Source organism: Streptomyces rubrogriseus, assembly GCF_027947575.1.
Lineage (GTDB): Bacteria > Actinomycetota > Actinomycetes > Streptomycetales > Streptomycetaceae > Streptomyces > Streptomyces rubrogriseus.
Genome location: NZ_CP116256.1, coordinates 6,888,605 through 6,911,184 on the forward strand (window position 1 = coordinate 6,888,605; position 22,580 = coordinate 6,911,184).

Sequence of the window (22,580 nt, forward strand, 5' to 3'; positions counted from 1 at the left end):
TATTCCGCGCCGAAACAAACCGATAGGATGGCACCCATGCGCCGTTCGAAAATCGTCTGTACTCTCGGCCCCGCGGTCGACTCCCACGAGCAGCTCGTCACGCTGATCGAAGCCGGCATGAACGTGGCCCGCTTCAACTTCAGCCATGGCACCCACGCCGAGCACCAGGGCCGTTACGACCGGGTCCGGGCCGCCGCCAAGGAGACCGGCCGGGCCATCGGTGTCCTCGCCGACCTCCAGGGCCCGAAGATCCGCCTGGAGACCTTCGCGGAGGGTCCCGTCGAGCTGGTGCGCGGTGACGAGTTCACCATCACCGCCGAGGACGTCCCGGGCGACAGGACGATCTGCGGCACGACCTACAAGGGCCTGCCCGGTGACGTCACCAAGGGCGACCAGGTGCTCATCAACGACGGCAACGTCGAGCTGAAGGTCACCGAGGTCGAGGGCCCCCGGGTGAAGACGATCGTCATCGAGGGCGGCGTCATCTCCGACCACAAGGGCATCAACCTGCCCGGCGCGGCGGTCAACGTCCCCGCGCTGAGCGAGAAGGACGTCGAGGACCTCCGCTTCGCGCTGCGCATGGGCTGCGACCTGGTCGCCCTCTCCTTCGTCCGGGACGCCAAGGACGTCGCCGACGTGCACCGCGTCATGGACGAGGAGGGCCGCCGGGTCCCGGTGATCGCCAAGGTGGAGAAGCCCCAGGCGGTCGACAACATGGAGGACGTCGTGATGGCGTTCGACGGCGTGATGGTCGCCCGTGGCGACCTGGCCGTCGAGTACCCGCTCGAGAAGGTCCCCATGGTGCAGAAGCGCCTGATCGAGCTGTGCCGGCGCAACGCCAAGCCGGTGATCGTGGCGACCCAGATGATGGAGTCGATGATCACCAACTCCCGGCCGACCCGCGCCGAGGCCTCCGACGTCGCCAACGCGATCCTGGACGGCGCCGACGCGGTCATGCTGTCCGCCGAGTCGAGCGTGGGCGCCTACCCGATCGAGACCGTCAAGACGATGTCGAAGATCGTCACCGCCGCCGAGCAGGAGTTGCTCTCCAAGGGCCTCCAGCCGCTGGTGCCGGGCAAGAAGCCGCGCACGCAGGGCGGTTCGGTGGCCCGTGCGGCCGCCGAGATCGCCGACTTCCTGGGCGGCAAGGGCCTGGTCGCCTTCACCCAGTCCGGCGACACCGCCCGCCGGCTCTCCCGCTACCGCGCGGCCCAGCCGATCCTCGCCTTCACCACCGACGAGTCCACCCGCAACCAGCTGGCGCTCAGCTGGGGAGTGGAGCCGCACGTGGTGCCGTTCGTGAACACCACGGACGAGATGGTGGACCTGGTGGACCAGGAGACGGCCCGCCTCGGCCGGTTCAGCGACGGCGACATCGTCGTGATCACCGCCGGTTCGCCCCCCGGCGTGCCCGGCACCACCAACATGGTGCGGGTCCTCCACCTCGGCGAGACGCGGCGCGGCTGACCGTCCCCCACCCCGTCGTACGCACCGAGGGCGCCCCCTGTCGCAGGGGGCGCCCTCGGCGGTGTGGCTCGCGGCCGCGGAATCAGTCGGTGATGTACTGGTGCAGCCCGGGAACGTGCAGGGTGCCGCCGAACTGGCCGGCCTGCACCACCTTCACGTTCGTGAAGTAGATCAACGGGATGTCCAACGGCGGCGGGTTCTCCGGGTCGAAGGTGATCGGGATCAGCCCGAGCAGGTTGCCCGAAATACTCTCGGTGTACATGACCGTGTCGCCGTCGCGGATCGTGGACGTGGAGCCCTTGGCCGCTTGGACGTGGTGCGTCTTGCCGGTCGTGTCGTCCTTGACGATCTGGTGCAGGTCGCCGATGTCGGTGCCTTTGGAGATGACGTACTTCAGGACCTTCTTCGTCGCCCCACTGGCCGTCTTCACCTCGACGATGCCCTTGTAGGAGGCTCCCTTCAGGGTGAGTGAGCTGGCCTCCAGGTACCAGGGGTCCTCCGGCACGGGCAGCGTGTTGTCGACACCGCCCTCCTCTTCGGTGGCGGCCGGGCAGTCCTCCGGGTCCACCGCGGCGCTCTCGGACGGGTCGGCGCCGGGCGAGGCGGTGACCTCGTCCTTCGCCTCCTCCGCGGCCTTCCCGGCGTCCTCCGTGGCCTTGTCCACCGTGTCCTTGGTGTCCTCGGCCGCCTTCGACGCCGCGTCGGTCGCGCCGTCCACGGTGTCCTTCACCGTGCCGGTGACCTTGTCGGTGGTCTCCTTCACGACGTCGGACGCGTCGTCGCCGGCGCTCTGGGACGCCGAGGGGGTCGGCGTCGGGCTCGCGGTCTCCTCGGTCTTCTCGCCACCGGTGAAGATGCCCTCTATGGCGTCGCCGATGCCCTCCAGCAGGCCGCCCTTCTCCGATTCGGAGGGGGAAGGCTCGACGGCGCTCGCGCCGGCCGATTCCTTGCCATCGGACGCGGAAGGGCTCGGAGCGGGCTCGGACTTGTCGCCGTCGGCGGCCTTGTCACCGGCGGCCGTGTCGTCCTTGTCGTCGGAACCTGAATCCGACGAAGAGGACGCGTCCTCGTCCGTGCCCGGCTTCTTGCCCGTGTCCCCGGCCGACGGCGAGGCGCTGGGCTTCGTCTCGTCCTGCTTGCCGTCGTCAGTCGCGGAAGGCGAAGGTTCGGGCGACTCGGACGCGTCCTTCTCGGCGTCCGCCATGGCCTCGACACAGGCCTTGTACTCGTCCGCCGTCAGGCTGTTGGACGACGGCGCGCCCTGGTCGTTCCCGTCCGCGAGGGCGAGGGTCGGTGTGAACCCCAGCCCCATGAGGACCGCCGTGGGCATCGCCGCCAGGGCTATCGCCTTGCCGGTGGGCACATGGAACCTGGTGAACAGCGGCTTCCTGGGCGCCGCGTGACGTGGCCCCGTTCTCGCACGGGACGTCTCCTCGTCCATCCCGTGCTTCACCTCGTCAGCCGGCACTGTGCCTCCCGTTCGCCCCGTTGGCCGGGCTCGTTCCTGACCGATCGTCGCCCCCGGGTGCGCTCAGGGACGGGGCGGAAGCCGAGTCGCTCCCCGAGCCCTCGAAGGCGCCGCCCTCGCCCTTGTCGCCCTTGGCCGACCCCGACTCGACCGGCTCCCCCGGCGCCCACGCCACGGCCAGGGCACCGCCGACGAGCGAAAGCATGAAGCCGATGATGAAGCCACCGAAGTTGGCGACGGGAATGGACACCAGCGCGAGCAGAATCGCCGCGATTCCCGCGAAGACCCGTACGTGCTTCTGGAACCAGAGGCTGACGCCGAGTACGACCAGTAGCACGCCGATGATCAAAGAACCGGCGCCGGCCGTGGTGGCCATCGCCACCGTCAGGTTTCCGAACTGCAGGTGCGCGTACGGGAAGTACATGATCGGGAAGCCACCGAGCAGGACGAGCAGACCGGCCCAGAAGGGCCTGGCGCCCCGCCAGCCTCGGAACTGCAGCCTGCGGCGGGTGAACTGGCCGACGGCGGCAGGAGTCTCGGCGCTCATGGAAAACAGCTCCCTGGTACAGCGTTGCTGTGGTGGTGATCTGGGCCGCCACGTCGCGAGGCGGCCGAAGGACCGACGGGCGGGGGCGCAACCGGCCCCCGCCCGTCAGCGAGGGCTCAGTAGCACTCGACGCCTTCGCCGGAGCCCTTCTTCAGCGACATGTGCAGACCGCTGAGCTGGAAGGTACCGGCGGTGGTCGCCCACGCCGTCTGCTTCACGTCCTTCAGCACGGCCTGGTCCGCCTGCTGCGCGAAGCCGCCCGGGCTGGTCTGCTTGCCCTCGACCTCACCCTGCTTCTGCCTCGGGCCCTTGTTGATGGCCCCGGCAGCCACGCCGATGTCGATGTTCGTGAAGGTGGCGTCCGCCTCCAGGTCCTGAACATCGATGTAGAGCTGCTTGGCGTGGACCTTGCCCGAATCCTTGTTGCTGTCGCCCGCCTCCAGCCTCAGCGTGACGGTGCCGATCAGCGGGATGTTCGGGGTGACGACCGACTGGCACATCTTGGTGATGGTGGCCTTGTCGAACGCCGAGACCGCGACGGCATGGTTGCCGTCCACGCCCTTGTCGTAGGCCCCGTACTGCGAGAAGCCCGTACCCACGAGCTCCTTGGCCGTCACCTTGAACGACTGGCCCGACACACTGAACGACGCGGCGAGAGCGCCCTGCGCGAGCGCGACGCCTATCGCAGCCGTGGCGGCGACGCTGGGCACCATCACCACGGCGAACCGCTTCCATCTGGTCCCGCCACGCACCTGGGACTCCATATTTCCTCCTTCTCGGACGTACATCTCCTGGCCTCGGCCCCGTCGCCAGTCGGCGACTCGACCCGGCAGGGATGGGAGAAGTGCTACGTCCTCGGGAAGGAGAGCGCCTGTCCTCGGCGGCACGTACAACGCGCCCGAACAACCGGCGATCACCCCCGAGCGACAACCACTGGTCGCGCCTGACACGCATCACGCACAACCCTGCTGGACAGGCTTCGCCGGATGAGCGAAGACCCCCCTGTCCAAGGGCCGGCATCACTGCCGCCGACCCTGCTCGGTGGGGACCCAGGAACCCCCGCGGCCCGACCGGCTGTCGGGGTACGGGAATGGACCGAGCGTCGCCGATCGTGGTGCATTCTCGCCGTCGGCACAAGGGGGTTCGTTACTGGCTAGTAGCGGCCGGGTGACCGCGGGACGACGCACCGGGCCCGAACGGCGACGCTGGGTGTGCCACGAGGGCGGAACAAAACTGTTGATCGATGGACAGAGTCCGACAGATCGACGCCGTCGACTTACTGGCAGTAACAGCGGCCGCGATTACCAAGTTTTGGTAAAGCGCGGCCGCAGTGACGCCTCTTCGACAGCTCCTTCACATACGCAACACGCCGACGGCGTTTAGAACGCCGATCCGGAGCGCCGGAGCGGAAGGGGCCTAGAACAGGGCGCGGGCGAGCGCCCGGCGCGCCGCGGCCACCCGCGGGTCGTCGGCGCCGACCACCTCGAACAGCTCCAGCAACCGCAGCCGTACGGCGTCCCGGTCGTCGCCCGCCGTGACGCGCACCGTGTCGATCAGGCGCCCGAAGGCGTCCTCCACGTGACCGCCCACCAGGTCCAGGTCGGCGGCGGCGATCTGCGCCTGGGCGTCGCCCGGCTTGTCGGCCGCTTCCCGACGGACCTTCTGCGGATCGGCGTCCTGCACCCGCTGGAGCAACTCGGCCTGGGCGAGGCCCAGTTTGGCCTCCGTGTTGCCCGGCTCCTCGGCCAGCACGTTCTTGTAGGCCTGGACGGCACCGCCCAGGTCGCCCGCGTCCATCGCCTGCACGGCGGCGTCGAGGGCCGCGTCGTGCGGCCCGGCGGGGCGCTCGGGGGCGGCGGGCCGCTCGGCGCCCGGCTCCGCCTCGGGGTCGACGACGAGACCGGTCAGGCCGAAGCGCTCCTCGCCGACCTGCACCAGCTGGTCCAGGGTCTGCCGGATCTGCTGCTCGCCCGCGGCCCCCTGGAAGAGCGGCAGCGCCTGTCCGGCGACGACCGCGAACACGGCCGGGATGCCCTGGACGCCGAACTGCTGCATCAGCATCTGGTTGGCGTCGACGTCGATCTTGGCGAGGAGGAAGCGCCCGTTGTACTCGACGGCGAGCCGCTCCAGGACCGGGCTCAACTGCTTGCAGGGCTCGCACCACTCGGCCCAGAAGTCGATGACGACCGGGACCTCGGTGGACCGCTGCAGGACATCGCTCTCGAAGCCGGCCTCGTCGACGTCGATGACGAGGTCGGCCGGGGAGACGGCGCCCGCGCCGCCGGTCCGGGCCGCCTCGGCGCGCGCCTGCTCCGCCTTCGCCTTGGCCTCCTGGGCCTGCTTCACCGCGGCGAGGTCGACGACCCCGCTCATGGACATGTTCCGTGGCTGCATGGGTCTATCCTCCCCCGTACGGCGCGCGCGTGTGAAAACCGGGTCGAAAGCCCGCCCGGATGTGTGCTGTTCGGCGTGTGTACTGCCCGATGTGTGTGCTGCTCGGCGCCGGGTCCCCACCCCACGCCCGTGGTCGTCGCTGGGGCGCGGGCGGACCCGCGCTTTCGCTACGAGTCGTAGCGTAATGCCAGGACGGCCCGTCGGAACACCCCACCGCCAGACCCCGTCGCGGTGATCTGTCTCACGAGCGGCCGCGTGTTACCCGCCGGTTAAGGTCGGGGGATGCAGAGCAGCACCCCAGCCGGCCGTGCCGGGCGCCCGCGCAGTGCCGCGGCGGACACCGCGATCCTGGCCGCGACGCGGGCCGCCCTGGTCGACCTCGGCTGGTCGAAGCTCACCCTGGGAGACGTCGCCACCCGGGCCGGGGTTGCCAAGACGACGCTCTACCGCCGCTGGGCGGGCAAGAACGAGCTGGTCGTGGACGCGGTGGCGGAGCTGTTCGACGAGCTCGAACTGCCCGACCGCGGCTCCCTCGCCGCCGACATCGAGGGCGTGGTGCTCCAGTTCGCGGCGATCCTGGCCCGACCGGAGGCCAGGAGCGGCCTGATGGCGGTGGTCGCGGAGTCCACGCGCGACGACGCGCTGCGCGAGCGCATCCGCACGTCGATCGTCGAACGGCAGAAGCGCCTGGTACTGGAGGGCAGGGCCCGTGCCCAGGCACGCGGCGAGCTGCCGCCGGAGAACGGTGCGGCCGAGGCCGCCCGCACGGCGGACCTCATCTTCGACGTGGTGGCGGGCGCGGTGGTGCACCGCACGCTGGTCAGCGCCCGGGCCGCGGACGAGGAGTGGGTGCGCGGCCTGACACAGGTACTGCTGTGGGGTCTGGCCGGCGCCGGCGGGGAGCCCGCGGACAGTGGGGACGGCGGGGACGGCGAGGGTGTCGACCCAGGCGGCGGGGCCGACGCGGAAGCGGCCGCGCCCCGGTAGGACGCGGCCGGTCCGGGCCCGCTCAGCGCACGGTGAGTACCAGCTTGCCCGTGGTGCGGCCGGTCTCTCCCTGGGCGTGTGCCCGGGCGCCCTCGGCGAGCGGGAAGGTGCCGGACACGTGGGCGCGCAGGCTCCCCCGTTCGACGAGTTCGGCGACGGCGCGCATCCCGGCGTGGTCGTGCTCGACGAGCAGGACGACGGCGCGGACCCCGGCCCGCTCGGCCGCGGCGCCGGTGTGCGCGTCGCCCGGCAGCAGGGAGACGACGATGCCGCCGGGGCGGAGCACGCCCACGGAACGGGTGGCGGTCTCCCCGCCGAGCGTGTCGAGGACGACGTCGTAACGCTCCTCGGTGTCGGTGAAGTCCGCGGAGCGGTAGTCGACGCAGGCGTCCGCACCGAGTTCGCGCAGGAACGCGTGCTTGGGTGCGCTGGCGGTGCCGGTGACGTGCGCGCCCCGCTCCTTGGCGAGCTGTACGGCGAGATGGCCCACGCCACCGGCCGCCGCGTGGATCAGCACCCGCTGCCCGGCCCGGAGGCCTGCGGTGTCGACGAGGGCCTGCCAGGCGGTGAGCGCGGCCAGCGGGAGGGCGGCGGCCTGGACGTGGTCGATCCCGGCGGGCTTGGCGGCGAAGGCGCGGGCCGGGCCGGTCACGTACTCGGCGTGCGAGCCGTGCCCGTGCGGGTAGGGCAGCATGCCGAACACCTCGTCGCCGGGCCGGAAGAGGGTGACGCCGAAACCGGTCTCCACCACGGTGCCGGAGACGTCCCAGCCGAGGGTCAGCGGCGGGGGCGGCAGGAAGATCTTCAGGGCGCGGTGCTTGAAGTCCGTGGGGTTCAGCCCGGCGGCGTGCACGGCGACGAGGATCTCGCCCGGTCCCGGTTCGGGCCGCGGCAGTTCGGTGGGCCGCAGCACCTCGGGGCCGCCGAGGGCCGTCTGGTGCAGGGCGAGCATCGTCGGGGCGCCGTGCGGGGAAGCGCCGTTCGCGGGAGTGTCCGTCAAGGTCATGACCCCATGCTGGCCGTCGGTCCGGGGCCGGGCCATGGCAAGAAGGTCATCCTCCGATACATTCGTGCCATGCTCGCCGACGCCGCCGCCCGCGCGGCCGAACTGGACCGCCTGATGCGCCCGGCGCCCCGCCCCGGCGCCCACCAGGTCGCCGTCCTCGCCCTGGACGGCGTCTACCCCTTCGAACTCGGCATCCCGCACCGGGTCCTGGGTTCCGCCGACGGGCGCTACGAAGTGCGCTCCGCGAGCGTCGACGGGCGGCCCGTGCGCACCGACTCGGACCTGACCGTCACCCCGGCGCACGGCCCAGAGGTGCTGGCCGACGCGGACACCGTGATCGTGCCGCCGTACGCCGTCACGGCCGCGTCCGCCGCCGTGCCGGATCCGCGGGCGCTCGCCGCCCTGGCCCGGGTCCGCCCCGGCGCCCGCCTGGTGTCGATCTGCACCGGCGCCTTCCTGCTGGCCGCGGCCGGCCTCCTGGACGGACGCCGGGCCACCACCCACTGGGCGCTCACCGACCACTTCCGGGAGCTGTTCCCCCGGGTCGAGCTGGACGCCGACGTGCTCTTCGTCGACCACGGCGACGTGCTGACCTCGGCGGGCGCGGCGAGCGGCGTCGACGTCTGCCTGCACCTGGTGCGCCGGGACCACGGCAGCGAGGTGGCCAACCAGGTGGCCCGCCGGTGCGTCGTACCGCCGTACCGGGACGGCGGCCAGGCCCAGTACATCGAGCGGCCGGTGCCGCCGGCGAGCGGGACGGGCACCGGCCCGACCCGCGACTGGGCGCTGCACCGGCTGGACCGGCCCCTGTCCCTGGACGAGTTGGCCGCGCACGCGGCGATGAGCACCCGCACCTTCGCCCGGCGCTTCCGGGAGGAGACCGGTCTCAGTCCCGGCCGCTGGCTGACCCAGCAGCGGCTGCGGCGGGCCCGGCACCTGCTGGAGTCCAGCGACCTGCCGGTGGAACGGGTCGCCCACGAGGTCGGCTTCGCCACCGCCACCTCGCTGCGCCGCCACCTGGCCGCCGAGGCGGGCGTCGCCCCCTCGGCGTACCGGCGCACGTTCCGCGCCTCGGTGCCGTAGGGCGCCGCCCCGGGTGGATGCCGGCTCGCTCAGAACCCCGCCGGTTCCGTGTACACCCCCCACTCGTCGCGCAGTACACCGCAGATCTCGCCCAGCGTCGCCTCCGCGCGCACCGCGTCCAGCATCGGCTCGATCATGTTGCCGCCGGAGCGGGCCGCGGCCAGCATGGCGTCCAGGGCGCCGCGCACGGCGGCGTCGTCGCGGGCGTCCTTGCGCTCGCCCAGGACCCGCACCTGCTCGCGCTCGACCTCGTGGCTGACCCGCAGGATCTCCAGGTCGCCGGTGACGGAGCCGGTGTGGACGTTGACGCCGACCACCTTCTTGTCGTCCTTCTCCAAGGACTGCTGGTAGCGGAAGGCGGACTCGGCGATCTCTCCGGTGAAGAAGCCGTCCTCGATGCCGCGCAGCAGACCGGAGGTGATCGGGCCGACGGGGTGCTGCCCGTCGGGGTGGGCGCGCAGCCCCCGCTCCTTGATCTGCTCGAAGATCTTCTCCGCGTCGGCCTCGATGCGGTCGGTCAGCTGCTCGACGAACCAGGAACCGCCCAACGGGTCGGCGACGTTGGCGACGCCGGTCTCCTCCATCAGCACCTGCTGGGTGCGCAGGGCGATCTCGGCGGCCTGCTCGCTGGGCAGCGCGAGGGTCTCGTCGAGCGCGTTGGTGTGCAGGGAGTTGGTCCCCCCGAGCACGGCCGACAGCGCCTCGACGGCGGTCCGCACGACGTTGTTGTACGGCTGCTGCGCGGTGAGCGAGACCCCGGCGGTCTGGGTGTGGAACCGCAGCCACTGCGCCTTGTCGGTCCGCGCCCCGTACACGTCGCGCATCCAGCGGGCCCAGATCCTGCGGGCCGCGCGGAACTTGGCGATCTCCTCGAAGAAGTCGAGGTGCGCGTCGAAGAAGAAGGAGAGGCCGGGCGCGAAGACGTCCACGTCGAGCCCGCGGCTGAGCCCCAGTTCCACGTATCCGAAGCCGTCGGCGAGCGTGTACGCCAGCTCCTGCGCGGCCGTCGCGCCCGCCTCGCGGATGTGGTAGCCGGAGACGGAGAGCGGCTTGTAGGCGGGGATGCCGGCCGCGCAGTACTCCATGAGGTCGCCGATGAGCCGGAGGTGGGGCTCGGGCTGGAAGAGCCACTCCTTCTGGGCGATGTACTCCTTGAAGATGTCGGTCTGCAGCGTGCCGTTGAGCACGGACGCGTCGACGCCCTGGCGCTCGGCGGCGACCAGGTACATGCAGAACACGGGCACGGCGGGCCCGCTGATCGTCATGGAGGTCGTCACGTCGCCGAGCGGGATGTCCTTGAACAGCACCTCCATGTCGGCGGCCGAGTCGATGGCCACCCCGCAGTGCCCGACCTCGCCCAGCGAGCGCGGGTCGTCGGAGTCGCGGCCCATCAGCGTCGGCATGTCGAAGGCGACCGAGAGCCCGCCGCCGCCGTTGCGGAGGATCATCTTGTAGCGCTCGTTGGTCTGCTCGGCGTTGCCGAACCCGGCGAACTGCCGGATGGTCCACGTACGCCCGCGGTATCCGGTCGGATACAGGCCGCGGGTGAAGGGGTACTCGCCCGGCCAGCCGATCCGCTCGAAGCCCTCGTACTCGTCCCCGGGGCGGGGTCCGTACACCGGCTCCACGGGGTCTCCGGAGAGCGTGGTGAAGTCCGCGTCGCGCTTGCGCGCCGCGTCGTACCGGGCCTGCCAGCGAAGGCGGCCCTCCTCTATGGCATGAGCGTCCATACCTTCAAATTTACTAGGACGTCCAAGTAAATGTCGATGGGGTACCGCCGTACGGGTGTCCGCACGGCGGTGGGACGGCCGGTGAGGGGCCGGTTACGCCTTGACGGGGGCGGGCGCCTCGGTGGCGGCGACCTTCGCGTCCAGCTCCTGGGTGACCCTGCGCTCCACGAAGAAGGCGGCCGTCGGAACGGTCCCGGCGAGCAGCACCCAGAGCTGCTTCTTCACCGGCCACTTCGCCTTGGAGCCCAGGTCGAAGGCGAAGACCAGGTAGATCACGTACAGCCAGCCGTGGGCGATGCTGACGACCTGGGTGAAGTCGGCGGCGCCGCCCAGATCCAGGACGTACTTCGCGATCATGCCGAGGCACAGCGCGATCAGCAGCACACCGGTGACGTACGCCATGACCCGGTAGCGGGTCAGCACGCTTTTTTTCATGGCTCCGAGCGTAACCGCCCGTTTCGCGCGATCTTCGACCGGGTCGGGCGACTCGCCGGGCCCGCCCGGCCCGCGCGCTCAGTCCTCGTCGAAGTCCCCCGCGGCGACCCGCAGCGGCCTGAGCATCGCGAAGATCTCGCCGCACTCCTCGGCGTCGTACGCGCCCAGGCCGAAGTCCATCGCCATCAGGTCGCGGGTGGCCGCCTCGACGACCTCGCGGCCCTTGTCGGTGATGGTGGCCAGCGTGCCGCGGCCGTCGTTGGGGTTGGGGCGCTTGGCCACCAGGCCGGAGCGCACCAGCCGGTCGACGGTGTTCGTCACGGAGGTGGGGTGCACCATCAGGCGCTCGCCGATCTTGGACATCGGCAGTTCGCCCGACTTGGAGAAGGTGAGCAGCACCAGCGCCTCGTAGCGCGCGAAGGTCAGCCCGTACGGCTTGACCACGGCGTCGACCTCACCCAGCAGGATCTGCTGGGCCCGCATGATCGAGGTGATCGCCGCCATGGAGGGCACACCGCCCCAGCGCTGTGCCCAGAGTTCGTCGGCTCGGGCGATGGGATCGAAGGAGAGACTGAGGGGCTTCGGCACGGCAAGAGACCTTACCGGCCGGTCACATGCCGGTCAGCCCCGTCTCGCCTTTCGATACCACCGCCCGCCGCACGGTCATGGGGCGAGGTGGCGCTCGACCGTCTCGACCTTCGACGTGAGGCCGTCCGTCACGCCGGGGCGGATGTCCGCCTTGAGGACCAGGGAGACCCGCGGCGCGCGTGCCTCGACGGCGGCGACGGCCCGCCGGACGACGTCCATGACCTCGTCCCACTCGCCCTCGACGGACGTGAACATCGCGTCGGTGCGGTTCGGCAGCCCGGACTCGCGGACCACCCGGACGGCGTCGGCGACGTACTCCCCCACGTCCTCGCCGACGCCGAGCGGCGTCACGGAGAAGGCGACGATCATGCGTTGACGATCCCTTCCTGACGGGCGCGGGAGGCGATGACCGCGCTCTCGGCCTCGCGCTTGAGCTTGCGCTCGGCGAAGAAGCCGCCGGTCGGCAGGACCGAGAGGACGAAGTAGAGGGCGGCGGTCTTCAGCGGCCACTTGGCGCGGTTCCAGGCGTCGGCCCAGAAGATCACGTACAGCACGAAGAGGACACCGTGGATCATGCCCATCGCCGGCACCGCGTTGAAGTCGGTGGTCCGCTTCAGCACGGAGCAGACGAGCAGGAGGAGGAACGAGATCGCCTCGGGGGCCGAGACCAGGCGGAGGCGGCGGAGGGCGGTGGCGGTCTTGAGGTCCACGGGTCACCTTCGGAAGGGAGGATGCGCCGACGGCGCGGGCGGTGTGCGGTCCGCCTTGTGAACGGAAGCACAATCGTTCGCCCATTGTGGCAAACAATGCCCCAAGGGATGGACTCAGGGTCGTTCTCCACCCGTGGGCCCTGTTCTGTCCACCCGTGCCGGGGCTACTTTCGCAGCGTGGCGATGTTCCGACTTCAAGGCAGCAAGGTCCTCGCCGTCGACATGACCCAAGACGCCGTGAAGGCGAAGAACGGCTCGATGGTCGCGTACGACGGGGAGATGGCCTTCAAGAAGCTCAGCGGCGGCGGTGAGGGCATCCGGGGCATGGTGACCCGGCGGATCACCGGCGAGCAGATGACGGTGATGGAGGTGAGGGGGCAGGGGACCTGCTGGTTCGCGGACCGGGCCTCGGAGATCACCCTGGTGGGGCTCCAGGGCGACAAGCTGTACGTCGAGTCGAGCAACTTCCTGGCGGCCGACGCCGGGCTGCGCACCGGGACCAGTTTCACGGGCACGCGCGGCGCCTCCCAGGGCAACGGGCTGTTCACCACGACGATCGAGGGGCACGGGCAGGCGGCGATCATGTCCGACGGTCCCGCGGTGGTGCTGCGGGTCGGCCCCCAGTACCCGCTGACCGTCGACCCGGGGGCGTACGTGGCGCACCAGGGGAACCTGCGGCAGTCCTTCCAGTCGGGTGTGACCTTCCGCACGCTGTTGGGCGAGGGCGGCGGGGAGGCCTTCCAGATCCGCTTCGAGGGCGACGGACTGGTGTACGTGCAGCCGAGCGAGCGGAACACGATCGCGGGGGATGTGTGAGATGGCCTTCGAGGAGATCAATTCCAAGATGGTCCGGGCGACCGTCGCGCCGGGGCAGCGGCTGTTCAGTCAGCGCGGGGCGATGCTCGCCTACCAGGGCGAGGTGTCCTTCACCCCCAATCTGCGCGGCGGGCAGGGCGGCGTCATGTCGATGATCGGCCGCCGGGTGGCGAACGAGGACACGCCGCTGATGACCGTCGAGGGCAGCGGCACCGTGCTCTTCGGGCACGGCGGCCACCACGTCCAGGTGATCAACCTGTCGGGCGACACCCTGTACGTGGAGGCGGACCGCCTCCTCGCCTTCGAGGGCACCCTGGAGCAGAGCACCGTGTTCCTGGGCTCCCAGGGCGGGGTCATGGGCATGGTGCGGGGGCAGGTGAGCGGGCAGGGGCTGTTCACCACGTCCCTCAAGGGCCACGGCTCGGTGGCGGTGATGGCCCACGGGGGCGTCTTCGAGGTGCCCGTCACCCCGCAGCGCCCGGTGCGCGTCGACCCGCAGGCCTACGTCGCCCACCACGGCGACGTGCGCAACAAGCTGTCCACGGCCCTGGGCTGGCGGGACATGGTGGGACGCGGCTCCGGCGAGGCGTTCCAGCTGGAGCTGAGCGGCAGCGGCACGGTGTTCGTCCAGGCGTCGGAGGAGAAGCTGTGAGCACGGTCCACCACGACCCGGCGACGCTGCCGGCCGACGACAACGTCAACGCGTACACCTTCTGTGTGGAGCTGAAGGGGAGCCAGTGGTTCCTGCAGAAGGGGAAGATGATCGCCTACTACGGGACGATCGACTTCAACGGGATCGGGCACGGCCGGCTGGACCGTCTGGTGCGCACGTCGTTCCATTCGCCTCTGCACGCGAGCGACTGGGTCGTGGCGGAGGGCTCGGGCAAGATGCTCCTCGCCGACCGGGCCTTCGACGTGAATTCGTACGACCTCGAAGACGGCAACCTGACCATTCGCTCGGGCAATCTGCTCGCTTTTCAGCCAAGCCTCGCGCTCAAGCAGTCGATCGTGCCGGGCTTCCTGACGCTGATCGGAACCGGGAAGTTCGTGGCCGCGTCCAACGGTCCGGTGGTGTTCATGGAACCGCCGATCCGGGTCGACCCGCAGGCCCTGGTCGGCTGGGCCGACTGCCCGTCTCCGTGCCACCACTACGACCACGGGTACATGACCGGCCTACTGGGCGGTCTACGTGCGATGACGGGGCTCGGCGGGGCCTCCGGGGAGGAGCACCAGTTCGAGTTCGTGGGCGCGGGGACGGTCCTGCTGCAGTCGAGCGAGGCGCTGATGGCGGAGCAGGCCGTGGGGGCTCCCCCGCAGCAGGCGGGGGTGCCCGGCACGGGGGCTCCCGGAGCGCCGGGAGGCCGGTCGGGGGTACCGGGACTTCCCGGACAGCTGGGGGACCTCCAGCGCCGCTTCGGGCTGTGAGCGGTAATCTGCGGAGTGTGACATCGAACGCGTGCGCACCGTCACCGTCACGGGAAACCCCTCACTAGTTCGCATTTCAACCTTTTAGGTAGACTTCATTCATGGAGACCGAGACGGCCACTCGCTGGCTGACCGATACGGAGCAGTGTGCTTGGCGCACCCACCTGGAGGTCAACAGGCTGTTGACGCACCAGCTCGAGAAGGACCTGCAGCCGTTCGGCCTGACAATGAACGACTACGAGATCCTGGTGAACCTCTCCGAGTCGGAGGGCGACAGGATGCGGATGAGCGACCTGGCCACCGCCACGATGCAGTCCAAGAGCCGCCTCTCCCACCAGATCACCCGCATGGAGAGCGCGAACCTGGTCCGGCGGGAGAACTGCGAGTCCGACCGGCGCGGGCTCTTCGCCGTCCTCACCGAGCACGGCATGGAGACGATGCGGAAGGTCGCGCCGCACCACGTGGCATCCGTCCGCAGGCACTTCATCGACCTGCTGGCCCCGGAGGACCTGACGGAGCTGGACAAGGCGCTCAAGCCCATCGCGGAACACCTGCGCGGGCAGCGGGGACGACCCTGAGTCCCTGATCACCCGTCCCGGGCCGTGCGGTACCGGGCACCCGGCAGGCGGAGCTCGAACAGGGCACCGCCTGCCGGCGCGTCGTGCACGGTGAGCGTGCCACCGTGCCGCATGGCGACGTCGCGGGCGATGGCCAGTCCGAGACCGGCCCCGCCGTCGTCGCGGCTGCGGGCGTCGTCGAGCCGTACGAACCGCTCGAAGATCCGCTCCCGGTCGGCCGCCGGCACGCCTTCGCCGTCGTCGGCCACGGCGACCAGCGCCGTGTCCCCGTCCCACCGCACGGACACCTCCACCGCCGAGCGGGCGTGCCGCTCGGCGTTGTCCAGCAGATTGGCCAGCACCCGCCCCAGCTGCCCGCGCGATCCGGCCACACTCACCACGCCCTCGTCCCCCCGCACACGCACCCCGGCCCGCCCCTCTGCCGCCTCCCGCGCGAGCGCCGCGAGGTCGACCCGGGCGTCGGCGGGCCGCTCCCCCGCGTCCAGCCTGGCCAGCAGCAGCAGATCGGCGGCGAGCCGCTGGAGCCGTACGGTGTCCGCCACGGCGCCGTCCAGATCCAGCAGCTCGGGATGGGCGGCGGCCACCTCCAGCTGGGTGCGCAGCGACGCGATCGGGCTGCGCAGCTCGTGCGAGGCGTCGGCGACGAAGCCGCGCTGCCGCTCCACCGAGGACTCCAGGGCGGCCAGCGTCTCGTTGGTGGTGGTGGCGAGCCTGGCCACCTCGTCGTGGGTGCCCGGCACCGGGACGCGCCGGGCCAGGTCCTCGCTGGCGGTGATCGCGGCCATCTCGCGCCGGATGCCCTCCACCGGGCGCAGCGCGCGCCGGGTGACGAGCCAGGTCACCCATGCCACGACCGCGAGCAGCAGCGGGAAGCCGATCAGCATCACCGTCAGGGCGGTGTTCACGGCGCCGTGTTCGGCGGAGAGCGGGGCTCCGGCGTAGACGGTGAGCGTGCCCCGGTCGTCGGTCTTCACCGGGACGGCGGCGAAACGGTAGTCCTCCGTGTCCCCGTCGACGGTCGCCGAGCCGTCGCTGACGGTGATCCGTCCGCCGATCTCGCCGGGTTCGAGGGACTCGCCGGAGTCGTCGGCGTCGTCGTCCTCCCCGCTCGGGGAGGCGGCGGGCCGCGGCTTCACCGCGTCGACGCCGGTGCCGCTGATCCGCTCCAGGTCCTCGCTGGCGGCGACCAGCACGCCGTCGTCGTCGACGACCTGCACCGGCCGGTCGTCCACGTCCAGCGACAGGTCCGCGTACCGGGTCCCGACGGCCAGCTCCGTCGCCACCTCCCGCGCCGAGCGCTCGGCCTGGGTGCCCGCCTCGCCGAGCAGGTTGGAGCGCAGGGAGAGCAGGACGGCGGTGCCGGCCGCGACGAGGGCGACGGCGACCACGAGGGTGGCGGCGAGCGTGGCACGGGCCCGCACCGAGGCGAAGAGGCGGCTCACCGCCCGGTCTCCAGCCGGTAGCCGGCGCCGCGCACGGTCCGGATCAGCCCGGCGCGCAGCTTGCGCCGCAGCGCGCTGACGTACACCTCGACGATGTTCGGGTCGCCGTCGTAGGCGAAGTCCCAGACGTGCTCCAGGATCTCCGCCTTGGACACCACCTGCCCGGCCCGCACCACGAGCTGCTCCAGGACGGCGAACTCCTTGGCGGTGAGGGTGACCTCGTCCTCGCCGAGGAAGACCCGGCGTGCGGCGGTGTCGACCCTGAGGTCGCCGTGGACGTGCACGGGCGAGGCACCGGCACCCTGTCCCCGGCGGCGCAGCAGGGCCTTCACCCGGGCGACGAGGACGACGTAGGAGAAGGGCTTGGTGAGGTAGTCGTCGGCGCCCGTGTCCAGGCCCTCGGCCTCGTCGTACTCGCCGTCCTTGGCGGTGAGCATCAGGATCGGCACGTCGTGCCCGGCGGCGCGCAGGGCGGCGCAGACCCGGTAGCCGTTGAGGCCGGGCAGCATGATGTCGAGGATGACGAGGTCGTACACGCCCTCACCCGCCCGGTGCAGTCCCTCCAGGCCGTCGTGGACGACGTCCACGGCGTATCCCTCCGCGGTGAGGCCCTTGGCGAGCGACACGGCGAGGCGCTTCTCGTCCTCCACGATCAACAGGCGCATGTCTAGAGGGTCCCAAAGCCGAGCTGAAGATCCCTTCAGGCGGCTTCAGCCTGGCCTCAGCGTCGGTCCGCGACAGTGAAGTCACCGGAAACTGCCGGACTCTGGATGATCTCTGACGACTCGGAGGAAAACCGCATGAAGCGCAACATCGTGATCGCCGCCGTCACCGCCGCCGCACTGGTCGGAGGCGGTACGGCGACGGCGCTGGCAACGACGGGGGACGACGACCGGGGCACGACGCCCCGCGCGGACGTGAGCGTGTCGGACGACGGCGGGGTACGGGACGAGGCCGACGACCGCGACGAGGCCGACGACCGCGACGACGACGCGGCCCGTGACGACGATGCGGTCCGTGCCGCCTCCGCGAAGGTGACGGCGGCCGACGCCGTCGCCGCCGCGCTCGCGGACACCCCGGGCACCGCGGTCTCCGCCGAGTTGGACGACGAGGACGACGACCAGGACGGGGACGACGACGGCGACGACCGCCGCGAGCGGGCGGCCTGGGAGGTCGACGTCCTCTCCGGCGACGGCACCTGGCACAGCGTCCGGGTCGACCCGGCCACCGGCAAGGTCCTCGGCTCGGAGAAGGACGACGAGGACGACACCGCCGAGGTGCGCGCGGCCCTGAAGGGCGCCTCGGTGGACGCCGCCGAGGCGGCGAAGGCGGCGGCCGGACACGGCACCGTCACCTCCGTCGAACTTGACGAGGACGGCCACTACGGCGACGGGAAGCCCGCCTGGGAGGTCGAGACGCACGCCTCCGGCAAGGGTGAGCAGGACTGGCGGGTCGACCCGAAGACCGGAGAGGTCACGGCCGACCGCTCGGACGGCGCGCACGGCTCTCACGACTCGGACGACGCCGACGACTCCGGCAGCTCCGACGACACCGACGACGACTGAGCGGCCCCTCCGGTCCCTCCGGCGGGCCGGGCCGACCCGCGGCGGTACCCCGGCACCAGTGCCGCCGCCGCGGCGACCGCGCCGGCGACCGCGAAGCACACCGGCAGCGGCAGCCGTTCCACCAGCAGGCCCACCGCGGCGGCGCCGACCGACATCCCCGCGTTCACGGCGGTGTTGCACCAGGCGCCCGCCCGGACCCGGAAACCGGGCGCCACGCTCTCGTCGGCGATCAGGTACGCCGTGGTCAGCGCCGGGGCCACGAACAGGCCCGCGCACATGACGGCCAGGACCAGCGTGCCGAGTCCGGGCGCGAGGCCCGCGGCGGCGAGGCAGAGGCCGACACCGGCCGCGAAGAACGGGAGCCGCGCCCGGGTGGGCGAACTCCAGGCGACGGCGCCGTTGACGAGACCGCCGACCGCGGAGCCCACCGACAGCGCCGCGAGCACCCAGGCGACCGTGCCGTCCCCGAGGCCGCGCTCCCCCGCGAAGGCCACGACGAGGAGGTCGACGGCGCTCACCGAGACGCCGACGGCCGCCGCGACGACGACGGGCTGAAGCAGCGCCCGGCCCTGCCCCGTGCCACCTCGGCCGGGTGCGGGGCCGTCGCTCTTCCCCCGCCCCGCCGGGCGCAGCGCCGCGGTCGCCGGTGAGGTGACGAAGGCGAGGGTGCCGGCCGCCACCAGCACCGCGCTGAGCACGACGCCGGCCACCGGTGAAGCGACGGCGACGATGCCGCCGACCAGGAGCGGGCCGGAGACGAAGAGCAGTTCCTCGGCAACGCCGTCCACGCTGTAGGCCCGCTGCAACAGCAGCCGGTCCGGGAGCAGTTCGGCCCACACCGCGCGCATCGTGGGGCCGAGCGGGGGCGTGCAGGCGCCCGCGAGCCCGGCGGTCACCGCGAGGACGGCCTCGGAGGTGCCCGGACGCCGGCAGGCCGCCGCCAGCACGCAGAGCAGGGCGGCGTAGAGCAGGGCCATGGGCAGCAGGGCCCGGCGCGGACCGTGCCGGTCGACGAGGGAGGCACGGTAGGGGGACAGGAAGACGCTCGTGGCGCCGAAGAGCGCCATGACCAGCCCGGCCACGGCGTACGACCCGGTGGACCGGGTCAGGGAGAGCATCAGGGCGAGGGAGACCGTGCCGTACGAGAGTCGCCCGACGAGGGCGGCCGAGAACGTGCGGCGGGCATGGGGGACACGGAGCACGGCGGCGTACGAGGGCCGCGAAAGAGGTGTGGACACGCGAAGGGTTCCTCAGCAGGAAGGCAACTAGGGGACGCCGATGCGCGCGACGGCCGGATGCGGCGGTCGCGTGCGGGGCGGGTCCTAGGCCAAGAGGAGGAACACGCGGGTCACTTTAGCCCGTCCGGCGCTTGAGGACGAGGCCGTTCAGGCCGAAAGCGGGGTCTGGGGGCGCAGCCCCCGGGGACGGGAATGGGAAGGGGCGGCGGGGGCGAGAGAAGCTGTACGCCAGAAAGCCACCCCGCACCGCTCAGCGCTCGCGTGAGCCCCCGCGTCAGCCCCGCGTCAGCCCCGCCACCAGCTCGTCCGCCGCCCGGTACGGATCCAGTTCCCCGGCGACGATCCGCTCCGCCAGGGCGCCCAGCCGCCGGTCCCCGTGCAGGTCACCGATGCGCTCACGCAGCGTGGTGACGGCGATGGTCTCGACCTCGCGCGCCGCACGGGCCCGGCGCCGCTCGGTGAGGACGTCCCGTTCCTCCATCCACGCACGGTGCTTCTCCAGCGCCTCGACCACCTCGTCGACGCCCTCGCCGCGCGCGGCGACCGTCTTGACGATGGGCGGCCGCCAGTCGCCGGCGGCGCGCGCCTCGCCGAGGCCCAGCATGTGGTTCAGCTCGCGGGCGGTCGCGTCCGCGCCGTCCCGGTCGGCCTTGTTGACCACGTAGACGTCGCCGATCTCCAGGATTCCGGCCTTGGCCGCCTGGATGCCGTCGCCCATGCCGGGGGCGAGCAGGACGACGGAGGTGTCGGCCTGGGAGGCGATCTCGACCTCCGACTGGCCGACGCCCACCGTCTCCACCAGGACCACGTCGCAGCCGGCCGCGTCCAGCACGCGGATCGCCTGCGGGGCGGCCCAGGCGAGCCCGCCGAGGTGACCGCGGGTGGCCATCGAGCGGATGTAGACGCCCGGGTCGGAGGCGTGCTCCGACATCCGGACGCGGTCGCCGAGCAGGGCACCGCCGGAGAAGGGGGAGGACGGGTCGACGGCGAGCACGCCGACCCGCCTGCCCTGCTTGCGGTACGCCGTGACCAGCGCCGAGGTGGACGTCGACTTGCCGACCCCCGGGGAGCCGGTCAGGCCGACCACGTACGCGTTGCCGGTGAGCGGCGCGAGCGCCTCCATGACCTCCCTGAGCTGCGGGGACGCCCCCTCCACCAGGGAGATCAGCCGGGCCACGGCCCGCGGCCGGCCTTCCCGGGCCTGGGCCACCAGTGAGGAGACGTCCTGCATCACAGCTCCGTTCAGTGAGAAGTCGTAACTCGGGGGTCAGGCCCCGGGCACCCGCACGATCAGCGCGTCGCCCTGACCGCCGCCGCCGCACAGCGCGGCCGCGCCCACGCCGCCGCCACGCCGCTTCAGTTCCAGCGCCAGGTGCAGCACCAGCCGTGCGCCGGACATGCCGATCGGGTGACCGAGGGCGATGGCACCACCGTTGACGTTCACCTTTTCGGTGGACACACCGAGGTCCTTCATTGACTGCACGGCCACGGCCGCGAAGGCCTCGTTGATCTCGATCAGGTCGAGGTCGGCGACCTCCAGGCCCTCCTTCTTCAGGGCGTGCCGGATGGCGTTCGACGGCTGCGACTGCAAAGAGTTGTCCGGGCCCGCGACATTGCCGTGCGCGCCGATCTCCGCGATCCACTCCAGGCCCAGCTCCTCGGCCTTGGCCCGGCTCATCACGACCACGGCCGCCGCGCCGTCCGAGATCTGCGAGGACGAGCCGGCGGTGATGGTGCCGTCCTTGGCGAAGGCCGGACGCAGCTTGCCGAGCGACTCGGCGGTGGTGTCGCCGCGGATGCCCTCGTCCTTGCTGAACAGCACCGGGTCGCCCTTGCGCTGCGGGATCTCGACCGGGGTGATCTCCGCGTCGAAGACACCGTCCTTCTGGGCGGCGGCGGCACGCTGGTGGGACAGGGCGGCGATCTCGTCCTGGGCGGCGCGCTCGATGCCCAGCCGGGTGTTGTGCTTCTCCGTGGACTCGCCCATGGCGATGTCCTCGAAGGAGTCGGTCAGGCCGTCGTACGCCATGGCGTCGATCATCTGGACCGCGCCGTACTTGTAGCCCTCGCGGGACTTGGGCAGCAGGTGCGGGGCGTTGGTCATGGACTCCTGGCCGCCCGCGACGATCACGTCGAATTCACCCGCGCGAATGAGCTGGTCGGCGAGTGCGATGGCGTCGAGGCCGGAGAGGCACACCTTGTTGATCGTGAGCGCCGGGACGCTCATGGGGATGCCGGCCTTGACGGCGGCCTGGCGGGCGGGGATCTGCCCGGCGCCGGCCTGGAGCACCTGTCCCATGATCACGTACTGGACCTGGTCCCCGCCGATCCCGGCGCGGTCGAGGGCCGCCTTGATGGCGAATCCGCCGAGGTCGGCCCCGCTGAAGGACTTCAGGGAGCCGAGCAGCCGCCCCATCGGGGTGCGGGCACCCGCGACGACGACGGAGGTGGTGCCGTTCGTTCCAGAGGTTCCAGAGGTTTCAGTGGTTCCAGAAGACATGAGCTGCGGTCCCCTTTTCCGGCCCGCACAGGCCGAGGAGTGAACGAGGGTTTACTCGAATGTACTGAGCGGTATCCCGCCCGTCACCGGGCTGTCGGTGTGATCGCGCGCACGTTGCGTAACCACCTCCGGAGCGCTGCACTGAAACCATGCTGACGCGAATCGACCACATCGGAATCGCCTGCCACGACCTCGACGCGACCGTCGAGTTCTACCGTGCCACCTACGGCTTCGAGGTGTTCCACACCGAGGTCAACGAGGAGCAGGGTGTGCGCGAAGCCATGCTCAAGATCAACGATACGTCGGACGGGGGCGCCTCGTACCTCCAGCTCCTGGAGCCGACCCGGGAGGACTCCGCGGTCGGCAAGTGGCTCGCGAAGAACGGCGAGGGCGTCCACCACATCGCCTTCGGTACGGCGGACGTGGACGCGGACGCCGCTGACATCCGCGACAAGGGCGTACGCGTTCTGTACGACGAGCCCCGGCGCGGTTCCATGGGGTCGCGGATCACCTTCCTGCACCCCAAGGACTGCCATGGCGTACTGACAGAACTGGTCACTTCGGCGGCCGTTGAGTCACCTGAGCACTGACCCTCGTACAT

24 protein-coding genes and 1 pseudogene are annotated in these 22,580 nt (G+C 71.4%); 9 read left to right on the forward strand and 16 right to left on the reverse strand.

The window, feature by feature from the left end; all coding sequences use genetic code 11:
- Positions 1–36: 36 nt before the first annotated feature.
- A complete protein-coding gene (gene pyk, locus Sru02f_RS30825; RefSeq protein ID WP_109033482.1) occupies positions 37–1,467 on the forward strand; it encodes a pyruvate kinase in 1,431 nt (476 codons plus the stop codon).
- Positions 1,468–1,549: 82 nt separating this feature from the next.
- Here the strand turns inward: pyk and Sru02f_RS30830 are convergent, their stop codons facing one another.
- The 4 genes from Sru02f_RS30830 to Sru02f_RS30845 form a co-directional block, all read right to left on the reverse strand.
- Complete coding sequence (locus tag Sru02f_RS30830) at positions 1,550–2,908, reverse strand: hypothetical protein (RefSeq protein ID WP_244941908.1); 1,359 nt, start codon at positions 2,906–2,908, stop codon at positions 1,550–1,552.
- Positions 2,909–2,924: 16 nt separating this feature from the next.
- Positions 2,925–3,482, reverse strand: a complete 558-nt coding sequence (locus Sru02f_RS30835) for a DUF6114 domain-containing protein (RefSeq protein WP_109033481.1) — start codon at positions 3,480–3,482, stop codon at positions 2,925–2,927.
- Between the two features lie 116 nt (positions 3,483–3,598).
- Positions 3,599–4,246 carry a DUF6230 family protein gene (locus Sru02f_RS30840; protein WP_003973578.1) on the reverse strand — a complete coding sequence of 216 codons (648 nt, stop codon included), beginning with the start codon at positions 4,244–4,246 and terminating at the stop codon, positions 3,599–3,601.
- Between the two features lie 652 nt (positions 4,247–4,898).
- Positions 4,899–5,876 (reverse strand): tetratricopeptide repeat protein, encoded by a 978-nt coding sequence (locus tag Sru02f_RS30845; RefSeq protein ID WP_003973580.1) that lies wholly within the window; start codon positions 5,874–5,876, stop codon positions 4,899–4,901.
- 282 nt (positions 5,877–6,158) lie between these two features.
- On the opposite strand from Sru02f_RS30845, the gene Sru02f_RS30850 reads away from it, so the two are divergent.
- Positions 6,159–6,863 (forward strand): TetR/AcrR family transcriptional regulator, encoded by a 705-nt coding sequence (locus tag Sru02f_RS30850; protein WP_109033480.1) that lies wholly within the window; start codon positions 6,159–6,161, stop codon positions 6,861–6,863.
- A gap of 22 nt (positions 6,864–6,885) precedes the next feature.
- Here the strand turns inward: Sru02f_RS30850 and Sru02f_RS30855 are convergent, their stop codons facing one another.
- Positions 6,886–7,869 carry an NADP-dependent oxidoreductase gene (locus Sru02f_RS30855; protein ID WP_167469694.1) on the reverse strand — a complete coding sequence of 328 codons (984 nt, stop codon included), beginning with the start codon at positions 7,867–7,869 and terminating at the stop codon, positions 6,886–6,888.
- 69 nt (positions 7,870–7,938) lie between these two features.
- Between Sru02f_RS30855 and Sru02f_RS30860 the strand changes: the two genes are divergently transcribed.
- On the forward strand, positions 7,939–8,952 hold the full coding sequence (locus tag Sru02f_RS30860) for a GlxA family transcriptional regulator (protein ID WP_109033526.1): 1,014 nt from the start codon (positions 7,939–7,941) through the stop codon (positions 8,950–8,952).
- Positions 8,953–8,981: 29 nt separating this feature from the next.
- On the opposite strand, the gene Sru02f_RS30865 is transcribed toward Sru02f_RS30860, so the two are convergent.
- From Sru02f_RS30865 to Sru02f_RS30885, 5 genes are all read right to left on the reverse strand, one after another.
- Positions 8,982–10,682: an acyl-CoA mutase large subunit family protein gene (locus tag Sru02f_RS30865; RefSeq protein WP_109033478.1), complete on the reverse strand. Its 1,701-nt coding sequence runs from the start codon at positions 10,680–10,682 to the stop codon at positions 8,982–8,984.
- 93 nt (positions 10,683–10,775) lie between these two features.
- Positions 10,776–11,117 carry a DUF3817 domain-containing protein gene (locus tag Sru02f_RS30870; protein WP_164276568.1) on the reverse strand — a complete coding sequence of 114 codons (342 nt, stop codon included), beginning with the start codon at positions 11,115–11,117 and terminating at the stop codon, positions 10,776–10,778.
- A 78-nt stretch (positions 11,118–11,195) separates the two neighbouring features.
- Positions 11,196–11,705 carry a MarR family winged helix-turn-helix transcriptional regulator gene (locus Sru02f_RS30875; protein ID WP_003973586.1) on the reverse strand — a complete coding sequence of 170 codons (510 nt, stop codon included), beginning with the start codon at positions 11,703–11,705 and terminating at the stop codon, positions 11,196–11,198.
- Between the two features lie 75 nt (positions 11,706–11,780).
- Positions 11,781–12,074: an MTH1187 family thiamine-binding protein gene (locus tag Sru02f_RS30880; protein WP_003973587.1), complete on the reverse strand. Its 294-nt coding sequence runs from the start codon at positions 12,072–12,074 to the stop codon at positions 11,781–11,783.
- Entirely contained in the window at positions 12,071–12,415 is a 345-nt protein-coding gene (locus Sru02f_RS30885; RefSeq protein WP_003973588.1) for a DUF3817 domain-containing protein, read from the reverse strand. Before Sru02f_RS30885 ends, Sru02f_RS30880 begins: the two co-directional genes overlap by 4 nt.
- A gap of 183 nt (positions 12,416–12,598) precedes the next feature.
- On the opposite strand from Sru02f_RS30885, the gene Sru02f_RS30890 reads away from it, so the two are divergent.
- The 4 genes from Sru02f_RS30890 to Sru02f_RS30905 all read left to right on the forward strand — a co-directional run bounded on the left by Sru02f_RS30890 (position 12,599) and on the right by Sru02f_RS30905 (position 15,234).
- The gene (locus Sru02f_RS30890; RefSeq protein WP_109033476.1) at positions 12,599–13,231 is read left to right on the forward strand and encodes an AIM24 family protein; all 633 of its coding nucleotides are present in this window, start codon (positions 12,599–12,601) and stop codon (positions 13,229–13,231) included.
- Between the two features lies 1 nt (position 13,232).
- Entirely contained in the window at positions 13,233–13,883 is a 651-nt protein-coding gene (locus tag Sru02f_RS30895) for an AIM24 family protein (protein WP_109033475.1), read from the forward strand.
- A complete protein-coding gene (locus Sru02f_RS30900; RefSeq protein ID WP_109033474.1) occupies positions 13,880–14,656 on the forward strand; it encodes an AIM24 family protein in 777 nt (258 codons plus the stop codon). Before Sru02f_RS30895 ends, Sru02f_RS30900 begins: the two co-directional genes overlap by 4 nt.
- A 101-nt stretch (positions 14,657–14,757) precedes the next feature.
- Positions 14,758–15,234: a MarR family winged helix-turn-helix transcriptional regulator gene (locus Sru02f_RS30905; RefSeq protein ID WP_109033473.1), complete on the forward strand. Its 477-nt coding sequence runs from the start codon at positions 14,758–14,760 to the stop codon at positions 15,232–15,234.
- Positions 15,235–15,242: 8 nt separating this feature from the next.
- Here Sru02f_RS30905 and Sru02f_RS30910 read toward each other — a convergent pair whose 3' ends face one another.
- The gene (locus Sru02f_RS30910) at positions 15,243–16,676 is read right to left on the reverse strand and encodes a sensor histidine kinase (protein ID WP_109033472.1); all 1,434 of its coding nucleotides are present in this window, start codon (positions 16,674–16,676) and stop codon (positions 15,243–15,245) included.
- Entirely contained in the window at positions 16,673–17,341 is a 669-nt protein-coding gene (locus Sru02f_RS30915) for a response regulator transcription factor (RefSeq protein WP_102932268.1), read from the reverse strand. The genes Sru02f_RS30910 and Sru02f_RS30915 overlap by 4 nt, the downstream gene beginning before the upstream one ends.
- Before the next feature lie 135 nt (positions 17,342–17,476).
- On the opposite strand from Sru02f_RS30915, the gene Sru02f_RS30920 reads away from it, so the two are divergent.
- Positions 17,477–18,241, forward strand: a complete 765-nt coding sequence (locus tag Sru02f_RS30920) for a PepSY domain-containing protein (RefSeq protein ID WP_109033471.1) — start codon at positions 17,477–17,479, stop codon at positions 18,239–18,241.
- Here Sru02f_RS30920 and Sru02f_RS30925 read toward each other — a convergent pair.
- From Sru02f_RS30925 to Sru02f_RS30940, 4 genes and pseudogenes are all read right to left on the reverse strand, one after another.
- On the reverse strand, positions 18,184–19,479 hold the full coding sequence (locus tag Sru02f_RS30925) for an MFS transporter (protein WP_109033470.1): 1,296 nt from the start codon (positions 19,477–19,479) through the stop codon (positions 18,184–18,186). The genes Sru02f_RS30920 and Sru02f_RS30925 overlap by 58 nt on opposite strands.
- A 113-nt stretch (positions 19,480–19,592) precedes the next feature.
- Positions 19,593–19,790, reverse strand: a pseudogene (locus Sru02f_RS30930) (cobyrinate a,c-diamide synthase); the annotation flags it as partial.
- Positions 19,754–20,710: a methylmalonyl Co-A mutase-associated GTPase MeaB gene (meaB, locus tag Sru02f_RS30935; protein WP_011030222.1), complete on the reverse strand. Its 957-nt coding sequence runs from the start codon at positions 20,708–20,710 to the stop codon at positions 19,754–19,756. The gene meaB and the pseudogene Sru02f_RS30930, both read right to left, overlap by 37 nt.
- Before the next feature lie 36 nt (positions 20,711–20,746).
- Positions 20,747–21,979, reverse strand: coding sequence for an acetyl-CoA C-acetyltransferase (locus tag Sru02f_RS30940; protein WP_109033469.1), 1,233 nt, complete (start codon positions 21,977–21,979; stop codon positions 20,747–20,749).
- Between the two features lie 149 nt (positions 21,980–22,128).
- Here Sru02f_RS30940 and mce point away from each other — a divergent pair, with 149 nt between their 5' ends.
- Positions 22,129–22,569: a methylmalonyl-CoA epimerase gene (gene mce / locus Sru02f_RS30945; RefSeq protein WP_003973598.1), complete on the forward strand. Its 441-nt coding sequence runs from the start codon at positions 22,129–22,131 to the stop codon at positions 22,567–22,569.
- Positions 22,570–22,580: the final 11 nt, after the last annotated feature.